Origin of the sequence: Streptomyces sp. NPDC048566, from assembly GCF_043199735.1 — a bacterium.
Taxonomy (GTDB): domain Bacteria; phylum Actinomycetota; class Actinomycetes; order Streptomycetales; family Streptomycetaceae; genus Streptomyces.
Map to the genome: position 1 here is coordinate 1 of NZ_JBICWL010000047.1, position 11,267 is coordinate 11,267.

The following is an 11,267-nucleotide window of genomic DNA, read 5'->3' on the forward strand; positions in this document are numbered from 1 at the left end:
TTGGAGGTGGTCGGGGAGGCGTCCGACGGCGCCGAGGCGGTCGCGGTGACCCGGAGCGAGCGGGCCGACGTCGTGCTGATGGACATCCGGAGGGCGCCTTCGCCGTCTGCTCGGATGGTCAGCCGTCGAGCTGCTCCAGTGTCGCGTTCGACGGGGCGCGGGTGGCCTGGAGGTCGCGGGCCACGTCCTCCGCGGCTCCCAGCACGCGGACGGAGTTCCGCCAGGTCAGCTTGGCCAGGTCGGCGTCGGACCAGCCCCGGTCCAGCAGCTCCGCGATCAGGTTCGGGTAGCCGGAGACGTCGTCCAGGCCGTCCGGGGTGAACGCGGTGCCGTCGTAGTCGCCGCCGATGCCGAGGTGGTCGATGCCGGCGACCTCGCGCATGTGGTCGAGGTGGTCGGCGACCGTGGCCACCGTGGCGACGGGCCGCGGGTGGGCCTCCTCGAAGGCGCGGTGGACCTTCATGCCCTCGGCGGTGGTGTCGAGGTGGTGCAGGCCGTGCGCGCGCATGTTCTCGTCGGCCGCGGCCGTCCAGTCGACGGCGGCCTGGAGGACGAACTTCGGCACGAACGTCACCATCGCCACGCCTCCGTTGGCGGAGAGCCGCTCCAGCACGTCGTCGGGGATGTTCCGCGGGTGGTCGCAGACCGCGCGGGCCGAGGAGTGGGAGAAGACGACCGGGGCGACGGAGGTGTCGAGCGCGTCGCGCATGGTCGTGGCGGCCACGTGCGAGAGGTCCACGAGCATGCCCTCGCGGTTCATCTCGCGTACGACCTCGCGGCCGAAGGCGGACAGGCCGCCCACGGCCGGCACGTCCGTCGCGGAGTCGGCCCAGGCGACGTTGTCGTTGTGGGTGAGCGTCATGTAGCGGACGCCGAGCGCGGCCAACTGCCGCAGGACGGCCAGGGAGTTGTCGATCGAGTGACCGCCCTCCGCGCCCATGAGGGAGGCGATGCGGCCCTCGGCGCGTGCCGCCTCCATGTCCGCGGCCGTCAGCGCGGCCCGCAGCTCGTCGGGGTGACGGTCGATCAGCCGCCGTACGCAGTCGATCTGTTCGAGCGTCGCGGTGACCGCGCCGGGGAGGTCCGAGCGGACGTACACCGACCAGTACTGCGCCCCGACGCCGCCGGCCCGCAACCGGGCCAGGTCGGTGTGCAGGTGGGCGCTCTGGTCGGCGGCGATGTCCCGCGCGCCGAGGTCGTAGCGCACCTGCTCGCGCAGCGCCCAGGGCAGGTCGTTGTGCCCGTCGACGACGGGGAACTCGTCGAGCAGGGCGCGGGCCCGGTCGAGGGAGGGGATCGAGGAGGCGGCGGCGTGGGTCATGCGCGTCACTTCCCGAAACCGAAGGCGCCGCCCTCGGCCTTGGCGCGCAGCCGCTTGCCCTTCTCGGTGGCCTGGTCGTTCAGCTCCTGCTGGAACTCCCGCATCCGGCCGAGGAGTTCCTCGTCGTGGGACGCGAGGATTCGGGCGGCCAGCAGGCCCGCGTTGCGGGCGCCCCCGACGGAGACGGTGGCGACGGGGACACCGGCCGGCATCTGCACGATGGACAGCAGCGAGTCCATGCCGTCGAGGTACTTCAGCGGGACGGGCACGCCGATGACGGGCAGCGGGGTCACCGACGCGAGCATGCCCGGCAGGTGGGCGGCGCCGCCCGCGCCGGCGATGATCGCCTTGAGTCCGCGCCCGGCGGCCTGCTCGCCGTAGGCGATCATCTCGCGCGGCATCCGGTGCGCGGAGACGACGTCCACCTCGTAGGGGATCTCGAACTCGTCGAGGGCCTGGGCCGCGGCCTCCATGACGGGCCAGTCGGAGTCGGACCCCATCACGATGCCTACTGCTGGGCTCATTCGGTGATCGTGCCTCTCAGATAGCCGGCTGCGTGCCGGGCGCGATCGAGGACGTCGTCCAGGTCGTCGCCGTAGGTGTTGACGTGGCCGACCTTGCGGCCGGGCTTCACGTCCTTGCCGTACATGTGGATCTTGAGCCGGGGGTCGCGGGCCATGCAGTGCAGGTACGCGGAGTACATGTCCGGGTAGTCGCCGCCGAGGACGTTCACCATGACCGTCCACGGGGCGCGCGGGCGCGGGTCGCCGAGCGGCAGGTCGAGGACGGCGCGCACGTGGTTGGCGAACTGCGAGGTGATCGAGCCGTCCTGGGTCCAGTGGCCCGAGTTGTGCGGGCGCATGGCCAGCTCGTTGACGAGGATGCGTCCGTCGCGGGTCTCGAAGAGTTCCACGGCCAGGTGCCCGACGACGCCGAGTTCCCGGGCGATGCGCAGAGCCAGCTCCTCCGCCTGGAGGGCGAGCTCCTCGTCGATGCCGGGCGCCGGCGCGATCACCGTGTCGCAGACGCCGTCGACCTGCCGGGACTCCACGACGGGGTAGGCGACCGCCTGGCCGTGCGGGGAGCGCACGACGTTGGCCGCCAGCTCCCGGGCGAAGTCGACCTTCTCCTCGGCGAGGACCGGGACGCCGGCGCGGAAGGGCTCGGCGGCCTCCTGCGCGGAGCGGACGAACCAGACGCCCTTGCCGTCGTAGCCGCCGCGCACGGTCTTGAGGATGACCGGGAAGCCGTCGCCCTCCGCGCCCTCGGGCACGCCCTCGGCGGCGAACGCCACGACGTCCGCCACGTCGGTCACGATGCGGTGCCGCGGGCAGGGCACGCCGATCGCGTCGAGCTTCGCGCGCATCACGCCCTTGTCCTGGGCGTGCACGAGCGCGTCCGGCCCCGGGCGGACGGGGATGCCGTCCGCCTCCAAGGCCCGCAGGTGCTCGGTCGGGACGTGTTCGTGATCGAAGGTGATCACGTCACAGCCCCGCGCGAAGGCGCGCAGCGTGTCGAGGTCGCGGTAGTCGCCGACGACGACGTCACCGACGACCTGCGCCGCGGAGTCCTGCGGAGTGTCGCTGAGGAGTTTGAACCTGATGCCGAGCGGGATGCCTGCCTCGTGTGTCATACGAGCGAGCTGGCCGCCGCCGACCATGCCGACTACGGGGAACGTCACGCTCCTAGGGTATCGGCCACGCCGCCCCGGCCGGATTCCGCGTCCGCGAGGGGCGATTTTCCGCCCCGGTGACCGGGACTTTTCTTACCTGTGAAGCCGGACACGGGCGCCCCGCGGGGCCGCTGGTTAGCATGGCCGGGTCGACGTGTTCCACCGCTCGACCGACGACACGACCCACCGACAGGGGCTGGCGACACCATGGGCAGTGCTACCTCGGGGCCGCAGACCGGGCCCCGCAGCGCGGTTCGCCGCCGCCTCGACCTGCTCGTGCGCGAGGTGGCCAAGTTCGGCGCGGTGGGCGGCGCGGGCCTGCTCGTCAACCTGCTCGTGTTCAACCTGGTGCGCCACACCACGGACCTCCAGGTCGTGCGGGCCAGCGTCATCGCGACGGTGGTGTCCATCGCCTTCAACTACGTCGGGTTCCGCTACTTCACCTACCGCGACCGCGACAAGGGCGGACGCACCCGGGAACTGACCCTCTTCCTGCTGTTCAGCGCGGTGGGGCTGGTCATCGAGAACGGTGTGCTCTACGTGGCGACCTACGGGTTCGGCTGGGACAGCCCGCTGCAGAGCAACGTCTTCAAGTTCCTCGGCATCGGGGTGGCGACCCTCTTCCGGTTCTGGTCCTACCGCACCTGGGTGTTCCGGGCGCTTCCGGCCCGTGAGGCCGTGGCCCATGCCGAATCGTTCCTGGACGAGGAGTCGGAGCGGCGTGCGGCGCGCGCACGGGTGAACTGAGGCCCGCCGCGCCGGCCGCTCCCCCGTCCGTCCTCACCGGACCGTCCGCTCCCCCTCGCCCCCGCCGATCAGCGGGGACCGCTTGAGCGGCGTCCGGGACAGGAACAGGCCGAAGACCGGCGGCTGCGCCTGGAGCATCTCCAGCCGTCCGCCGTCCGCCTCCGCCAGGTCGCGGGCGACGGCCAGGCCGATGCCGGTGGAGTTGCGGCCGCTGATGGTGCGCTCGAAGATCCGGGCGCCGAGGTCGGCGGGGACGCCGGGGCCCTCGTCGGTCACCTCGATGACGGCCTGGTTGCCGATGACCCGGGTCCGCAGCGCGACCGTGCCGCCGCCGTGCATCAGGCTGTTCTCGATCAGCGCCGCGACCACCTGCGCGACGGCGCCCGGAGTACCCACCGCCTGGAGGTGGCGCTTGCCGGAGCTGACGATCGCGCGGCCCGCGCTGCGGTAGGCCGGGCGCCACTCCTGCAACTGCTGCTTGATGACCTCGTCGAGGTCGAAGGTGACCGCGGAGCCGGTCCGCGGGTCCCGGGCGTTGGTGAGCAGCCGCTCCACCACGTCCGTGAGGCGTTCCACCTGCGTGAGCGCGATCGTCGCCTCCTCCTTCACGGTGTCCGGGTCGTCGGTGAGGGTGATCTCCTCCAGCCGCATGGACAGGGCCGTCAGGGGTGTGCGGAGCTGGTGGGAGGCGTCCGCGGCGAGGCGGCGCTCGGCGGTGAGCATCCGGGCGATCCGCTCGGCGCTGCCGTCCAGGACGTCGGCGACCCGGTCCAGCTCCGGGACGCCGTACCGCTTGTGCCGGGGGCGGGGGTCGCCGGAGCCCAGCCGCTCCGCGGTCTCGGCGAGGTCGGTGAGCGGGGAGGCGAGGCGGTTGGCCTGGCGGACGGCGAGCAGCACGGCGGCGATGATCGCCAGCAGGGCGACGGCGCCGATGATGAGCAGGGTGCGGCCGACCTCGCGGGTCACGGAGGAGCGGGGCTCCTCGACGGTGACCGTCTCGCCCTCCTCGCCGGTGGCGGTGAAGTGGATGACGTCGCCGGTGGGCTCGGTGCCGACCTCGATGGGCGCGCGCCCCGGAATCCTGATGACGGCGTAGCGCTGGTCGGTGACCTGGTTGCGGAAGGTCTCGCCGGTGATGTTCTCGTCGCCCAGGATGCGGCTGTCGACGATGCTGGCGAGCCGCAGCGCCTCGGAGTCCACCCGCTCCTGGGCGCTGTTGCTGATCGTGCGGGTCTCGACGATGACGAGGGAGACGCCGAACACGGCGATCACGACGAGCACGACGGCGAGCGTGGACTGGATGAGACGGCGACGCACGGGGCCCTCCGGGCAGGTGGCGGTACGGGACCAGTGTGCACGCCCGCCGGGCCGGTCCCGCGGGGCGCCGGGCCGGGACGAAGGGGTTCACGGCGCGGCGGACCGGCCCGCCCGCGCCCCGGCGGGGACCGACCCGCGGCGGAGCCCCCGCCCGCGGGGGACGCCCGCGGCGCGCCGGGCCCGGGCACGCCTCGGGGGCCGGACGGCGGTCCGGCCCCCGAGGCGCGGCCTCAGCTCTTCTCGAAGCGGAAGCCGACCCCGCGCACCGTGGCGATGTAGCGCGGGTTCGCGGCGTCGTCGCCGAGCTTCTTGCGCAGCCAGGAGATGTGCATGTCCAGGGTCTTGGTGGAGGACCACCACGTGGTGTCCCAGACCTCGCGCATCAGCTGGTCACGGGTCACGACCCGGCCCGCGTCGCGGACCAGCACCCGGAGCAGGTCGAACTCCTTGGCGGTGAGCTGGAGTTCCTCGTCGCCCATCCAGGCGCGGTGCGACTCGACGTCGATGCGCACGCCGTGGGTGGCCGGGGGCTGCTGGGGCTCGGCCGCCCCGCGCCGCAGCAGGGCCCGGACGCGGGCGAGGAGTTCGGCGAGCCGGAAGGGCTTGGTGACGTAGTCGTCCGCGCCCGCGTCGAGGCCGACGACGGTGTCCACCTCGTCGGCGCGCGCGGTGAGGATGAGGATGGGCACGGCGTGCCCTTCGGCGCGGAGCCTGCGGGCCACCTCCAGGCCGTCCATGCCGGGCAGCCCGAGGTCGAGGACGACCAGGTCGACGCCGCCCTGGATTCCGGCGTCGAGCGCGGTGGGTCCGTCCTCGCGCACCTCGACCTCGTAACCCTCCCGGCGCAGGGCACGGGCCAGCGGCTCCGAGATGGACGCGTCGTCCTCGGCGAGCAGTACACGGGTCATGGGGTGATGGTAGTCCGCCGCGGACCAGCCCCGGGCAGTGATCGGCCCGCGGAACGCACACCTGCCACCGGTGCGTTTCTTACCTGCGGGTGTGGGATGCCATCCTGAGGAACACCTTCGAATGGACTCCGGCGGTTCCATGATCGCCTGTGATCCATCTCTCAAGTCCTTCCATATGGGACGTTGACATGCCGTATGGTGACCGGACGCCTGTAGCACCACATCAGGACCTTTGGCGCGTGCTTGATGCTGAAGGTCTCTTTTGTGTGCGGGCTGGTGTTCACCAGCCCCGAAAGGAATGACCTGTGGCCGGGCCCGAGCGCGCACAGACGCGCGCCGGGCGTGGATCCCGGTGGTCGCCGTCCGCCGCTCCGTGATCCGGAGCGGACTCCCCGTGGGCGTTGGGGGCGGACGCCGTGGACCGCCGGTGCCGGCCGCCCCCCATGGGCGCGCGACTCCCCCACGGCCCGCGACTCCGGTCCGGCCGAACCCCCACAGCGCGTCCCGACAGCAAGGAACGACCATGGCGTCCAGCCTGACGAAGGCCTCGGTGAGTCCGGGCACCCCCGGTTCCGACAAGACCTTCTTCGGCCACCCCCGCGGACTGGCCACCCTCTTCATGACCGAGATGTGGGAGCGCTTCTCCTACTACGGCATGAAGGCCCTGCTCCCGCTGTACCTGGTCGCACCGGGCGGCCTGCACCTGAGCGCGGCCACCGCGACCGCGATCTACTCGGTGTACCTGTCGCTGGTGTACCTGCTCGCCCTGCCCGGCGGCTGGTTCGCGGACCGCGTGCTCGGCCCCCGCAAGACGGTCGCCGTCGCGGGTCTGATCATCATGGTGGGCCACCTCACGCTGGCCCTGCCGACCTCCGGCACCTTCTTCGCCGGCCTCGGCCTGGTGGCCGTCGGCTCGGGTCTGCTGAAGGCCAACATCTCCACCATGGTCGGCCACCTCTACCAGGGGCCCGACGACCCGCGCCGTGACGGCGGCTTCACGCTCTTCTACATCGGCATCAACCTCGGCGCGTTCATCGCGCCGCTGGTGATCGGCACGGTCGGCGAGAACGTCAACTGGCACCTCGGTTTCGCCATCGCCGCGCTCGGCATGGCCCTGGGCCTCGTCCAGTACCTGCTGGGCGGCCGTCACCTGAGCCCGCAGTCGCGGGAGGTCCCCACGCCCCTGTCGGCGCAGGAGAAGGCCGCGACGCTGCGCAAGTCGGCGCTCTGGGCCGCCGTCGCCGTCGTGTTCTACGGCATCGTCGGCTTCTCGGGCCACTACACGCTCAACTGGCTGCTGGTCCCGATCACGCTCGCCGGCCTGATCATCCCGGTCATGGTCATCGGCCGGATCAAGCGGGACAAGGAACTGGACCGCGCCGACCAGTCGAAGATGTCCGCGTACATCTGGTTCTTCGTCGCCGCGGCCGTCTTCTGGATGATCTACGACCAGGGCGGGTCGACGCTGTCGATCTTCGCCGACTCGTCGGCCGACAACACCGTCTTCGGCTGGGAGTTCCCGGTCTCCTGGTACCAGTCCGTCAACCCGGTCATGATCATGGCGCTCGCGCCGGTCTTCGCCTGGCTGTGGCTGGCGCTCAACCGGCGCGGCAAGGAGCCGAGCACGGCCGCGAAGTTCGCCTCCGGCCTGATCCTGGTCGGCGCGTCGTTCTTCCTCTTCCTCGCTCCGCTGACGATCGCCGAGGGCGGTCACAAGGCGGCGGCGATGTGGCTGGTCGCGATCTACTTCGTGCAGACCGTCGGTGAGCTGACGCTCTCCCCGGTCGGCCTCTCGGTCACCACCAAGATGGCTCCGGCGAAGTACGCCTCCCAGATGATGGGTGTGTGGTTCCTGGCCGTCACCGCGGGCGACGCCACGACGGGTCTGCTCTCGATCGCCGACGTCGACCTCAACAAGACGGGCATCGTGGCCCTGGAGGCCACGCTCGCCGTGGTCGCCGGCTTCGCGGTGTGGATGTACCGCAAGCGGGTCAAGCAGCTGATGGGCGACGTCCACTGACGTCGTCCCCGGTCCGCCCGAAGGGCCGCCGCACCTCACGGTGCGGCGGCCCTTCGCCGTTCGGCACCGCGGCTCCTCGCACGCCGTCTCCGGGCCGCCCGGCGTCGGGCGTCCCGGAGACGGGCCACCGGGGCGGCGCTCCACACCGGTGACGGGCTGCGCTGCGGGGCACGCCCCGACGCGACCGGAGCGGAGCCGACGACGCACCCTGGGGCGGGACGGGACGGCCTCCTGCGGGCCCGGAGGAGGCGGCGTACGGCCTGCGTCCGGGCCCGCCCTGCGCCGGCCGGGGTCCGGGGGCGAGGACGGCGCAGACGGCCCCGCCGAGGGGCACGGGGCGACATAGACGGCCCCGCCGAGAGACGCGGGCGGCACAGACGGCCACTCCGAGAGACGCGGGGCGGCACAGACGGCCCCACCAAGGGGCCCGGAGCGGCACAGACGCCCCCTCCGAGAGACGCGGGCGGCACAGACGGCCACGCCAAGGGCGCGGGGCGGCACAGACGGCCCCGCCAAGAGGCGCGGAGCGGCGCAGACGGCCCCTCCGAGGGGCGCGGGGCGGCGGCCGTGCTCGGGCGCGGGCGGGGGCTGTGACGGGTGGCCGACGGCCGCCGGGGCCTCACCGTCGCGGCGGGTGGGGCCGAGCCGGCGGAGCCGGGGACGGGGCGCACGCGGTATCGGGTCGGTTGCCGGGGGCGCCGAGGGCCGCCGGGGGGAGAGAACGCGGCGCGCGCCGGATCGGTGGGGATCTCCGGCGCGCGGCGGACGGTGCGGAAGAGGAGCGGGGCTGAGCGGGGGACCGGCGGTCAGGCCGGCGCCCCGAGTTCCGCCCACACGGTCTTGCCGGCGAGGCCGGGGGTGCGGACGACGCCCCAGTCCAGGCAGAGCCGCTGCACGATGAACATGCCGTGTCCGCCGGGACGGCCGGCCCGGTGCGGGGTGCGCGGGGCGGGCTGGCCCGCGCCGCGGTCGGAGACCTCCACGCGCAGCACCTTGTTGTCCACGGAGATCAGCAGCTCGTCCGGGCCCTCGGCGTGCAGGCAGGCGTTGGTGACCAGCTCCGAGACCACCAGCAGGACGTCCTCGGCGGCGGCCCGCCGGTCGGCGCCCTCCGCGGGCAGCCAGCCCCAGGCGTAGAGCGCCTGGCGGGCGAAGTCGCGCGCGAGCGGTACGACGCCGGTCGCGTCGTCGAAGCTCAGCCTGCGGGCCTGGCGGCCGGGCGGAGCCAGGACGGCACCCTCGGCGGAGGCTCCGTCGCCGGGCGGTCCGCCGTCCAGGGGAGCCGTGTCGTCCACGGACGCCCCGGAAGCGCCGCCGTCGCCCGACTCGGGGCCGCGGTCGCCCGGCGGGTAAGGCCGGGTGGTGCTCATCAGCGCTTCACCTCACCGATTCACCGGTTCACAATTCAAGACGCGGTACGTAGTACTCAGTACGGATGGATCAACGGCGTACGTCGCCCGCGGTGCCGGCGAGTTTCGCCGCACCGGAGTCCGGCCCACCCGCTGCCGACGCATCCAGGATGTCTCCTGCCCGACGGAACCGTCCGAACACCCATTTATTCGGCACGGAAACTGTGACGCGGGTAACGCGCCGTTCAGACAGGGGCGGCGGGGACGTAACGGGCGCATGGTCGACGAGCCGCCCGGTCAGTCGGCGAGAGCCGCTTCGAGCGTGTCGTGCACGGTGAAGACGGCCTCCGCCCCGGTGATCTCGAAGACCCGGGCGACCACCGGCTGCATCGCGGCCAGATGGACCCCGCCCCCCGCGGCCTCGGCCTTCAGCCGGGCCCCGAGCAGCACGTTCAGTCCGGTGGAGTCACAGAACTCCAGGCGTGAACAGTCGACCACGAGCCGTGAGTACCCCTTGTCGAGGCACCCTTCGAGCGGCTCGCGCAACAAATCAGCCGTGTGGTGATCCAGCTCACCCGCGGGGATCACGACGGCACTAGTGCCCTCTTCCCGCACCTCGACAAGAAGCCGGCCAGACTGTGCGCTGCCGACCGTCCCGCGGTCCATGCCGTCTCTCTCCCGAGCGTCGCGACTACTGATGTACGCACTCGAACACTACGCCCTCTCTCCGCCACCGGACACCCGAACAACCCCCCTCAATGGGACATTTCACAGCAGAAGCCACTTGCGACAAGTTCACAAAAGCGGGTAGGGCTAGGAGGACACCTATCCGACCCGCCGGCTTTGGAGGCGCCGCACACCGCAGTGCACGTATTGGCATCGGCGGCCATATGCCGAGAACGATGGAGGACACATGTCACCCCGGCTCGACGCCTCGCATACCCAGACGGCGACGTCGACACCCGCTCCGCTCGACCCCGAACATCTGGACGACCCCTCGACCGACGGATTCGAGGCCCTCGCGGGACTCCCGGCGATCCCCCCGTTCGACGAGGTGGGACCGGTCGACGCGCGAGCCCTGTCCAAGACGCTCTTCGAGCGCCTCGAAGCCCTCGACGAGGGCACCCACGAGTACGCGTACGTCCGCAACACGCTCGTCGAACTGAACCTCGCGCTGGTGAAGTTCGCCGCCTCCCGCTTCCGCTCCCGCAGCGAGCCGATGGAGGACATCATCCAGGTCGGCACCATCGGCCTGATCAAGGCGATCGACCGCTTCGAACTCAGCCGTGGGGTGGAGTTCCCCACGTTCGCCATGCCGACCATCATCGGCGAGATCAAGCGGTTCTTCCGCGACACCTCCTGGTCGGTGCGGGTCCCCCGCCGGCTTCAGGAACTCCGGCTCGACCTGGCCAAGGCGGGCGACGAACTCGCGCAGAAGCTGGACCGCGCTCCGACAGTGGGAGAGCTGGCGGAACGTCTCGGCATCAGCAACGACGAGGTCGTCGAGGGCATGGCCGCGTCCAACGCGTACACGGCCAGCTCGCTGGACGCCCAGCCCGAGGAGGACGACTCCGAGGGCGCGCTCGCGGACCGCATCGGGTACGAGGACAACGGGCTCGAGGGGATCGAGTACGTGGAGTCCCTCAAGCCGCTGATCGCCCAGCTCCCGCAGCGCGACCGGCAGATCCTGTCGCTGCGCTTCGTGGCGAACATGACCCAGTCCGAGATCGGCGACGAACTCGGCATCTCCCAGATGCACGTCTCCCGGCTGCTGTCGCGCACCCTCGTGCGGCTGCGCAAGGGGCTGACCGTCGAGGAGTGACAGGGCTTCGCGGTCCGTGAGGCCGCGCATCGGAGCGGGGGGGGGGGGCGGGGGGGGGGCGCCCGGCGGCGGGGGGGGGCGCCCCGCCCCCCGCGGGGGGCGGCCGCGCCC

The 11,267-nt window shown here is 72.2% G+C and carries 10 protein-coding genes and 1 pseudogene; 4 read left to right on the plus strand and 7 right to left on the minus strand.

What is annotated here, in order from left to right; genetic code table 11:
* Positions 1 to 90 (plus strand): annotated as a pseudogene (locus tag ACGFS9_RS32595) (DNA-binding response regulator); the annotation flags it as partial.
* Positions 91 to 118: 28 nt separating this feature from the next.
* Here the strand turns inward: ACGFS9_RS32595 and ACGFS9_RS32600 are convergent.
* The 3 genes from ACGFS9_RS32600 to ACGFS9_RS32610 are packed head-to-tail and all read right to left on the minus strand — an operon-like array spanning position 119 to position 3,002.
* On the minus strand, positions 119 to 1,297 hold the full coding sequence (locus ACGFS9_RS32600) for a dipeptidase (RefSeq protein WP_393258596.1): 1,179 nt from the start codon (positions 1,295 to 1,297) through the stop codon (positions 119 to 121).
* Between the two features lie 29 nt (positions 1,298 to 1,326).
* The gene (gene purE, locus ACGFS9_RS32605) at positions 1,327 to 1,845 is read right to left on the minus strand and encodes a 5-(carboxyamino)imidazole ribonucleotide mutase (protein ID WP_393258576.1); all 519 of its coding nucleotides are present in this window, start codon (positions 1,843 to 1,845) and stop codon (positions 1,327 to 1,329) included.
* The gene (locus tag ACGFS9_RS32610) at positions 1,842 to 3,002 is read right to left on the minus strand and encodes a 5-(carboxyamino)imidazole ribonucleotide synthase (RefSeq protein WP_393258578.1); all 1,161 of its coding nucleotides are present in this window, start codon (positions 3,000 to 3,002) and stop codon (positions 1,842 to 1,844) included. The genes purE and ACGFS9_RS32610 overlap by 4 nt, the downstream gene beginning before the upstream one ends.
* A gap of 198 nt (positions 3,003 to 3,200) precedes the next feature.
* Here ACGFS9_RS32610 and ACGFS9_RS32615 point away from each other — a divergent pair, with 198 nt between their 5' ends.
* A complete protein-coding gene (locus ACGFS9_RS32615) occupies positions 3,201 to 3,740 on the plus strand; it encodes a GtrA family protein (RefSeq protein ID WP_393258580.1) in 540 nt (179 codons plus the stop codon).
* Between the two features lie 33 nt (positions 3,741 to 3,773).
* On the opposite strand, the gene ACGFS9_RS32620 is transcribed toward ACGFS9_RS32615, so the two are convergent.
* Positions 3,774 to 5,057, minus strand: coding sequence for an ATP-binding protein (locus tag ACGFS9_RS32620; RefSeq protein WP_393258582.1), 1,284 nt, complete (start codon positions 5,055 to 5,057; stop codon positions 3,774 to 3,776).
* 230 nt (positions 5,058 to 5,287) lie between these two features.
* Positions 5,288 to 5,965 (minus strand): response regulator transcription factor, encoded by a 678-nt coding sequence (locus ACGFS9_RS32625; RefSeq protein ID WP_138048974.1) that lies wholly within the window; start codon positions 5,963 to 5,965, stop codon positions 5,288 to 5,290.
* A gap of 523 nt (positions 5,966 to 6,488) precedes the next feature.
* On the opposite strand from ACGFS9_RS32625, the gene ACGFS9_RS32630 reads away from it, so the two are divergent.
* Positions 6,489 to 7,985: an oligopeptide:H+ symporter gene (locus ACGFS9_RS32630; RefSeq protein ID WP_393258585.1), complete on the plus strand. Its 1,497-nt coding sequence runs from the start codon at positions 6,489 to 6,491 to the stop codon at positions 7,983 to 7,985.
* Positions 7,986 to 8,791: 806 nt separating this feature from the next.
* Here the strand turns inward: ACGFS9_RS32630 and ACGFS9_RS32635 are convergent.
* Together ACGFS9_RS32635 and ACGFS9_RS32640 are read right to left on the minus strand one after the other, a co-directional pair.
* A complete protein-coding gene (locus tag ACGFS9_RS32635) occupies positions 8,792 to 9,355 on the minus strand; it encodes an ATP-binding protein (protein ID WP_393258588.1) in 564 nt (187 codons plus the stop codon).
* 276 nt (positions 9,356 to 9,631) lie between these two features.
* A complete protein-coding gene (locus ACGFS9_RS32640) occupies positions 9,632 to 10,000 on the minus strand; it encodes an STAS domain-containing protein (RefSeq protein WP_393258591.1) in 369 nt (122 codons plus the stop codon).
* Between the two features lie 247 nt (positions 10,001 to 10,247).
* Between ACGFS9_RS32640 and ACGFS9_RS32645 the strand changes: the two genes are divergently transcribed.
* The gene (locus tag ACGFS9_RS32645; protein ID WP_393258594.1) at positions 10,248 to 11,156 is read left to right on the plus strand and encodes an RNA polymerase sigma factor SigF; all 909 of its coding nucleotides are present in this window, start codon (positions 10,248 to 10,250) and stop codon (positions 11,154 to 11,156) included.
* Positions 11,157 to 11,267 lie beyond the last annotated feature (111 nt).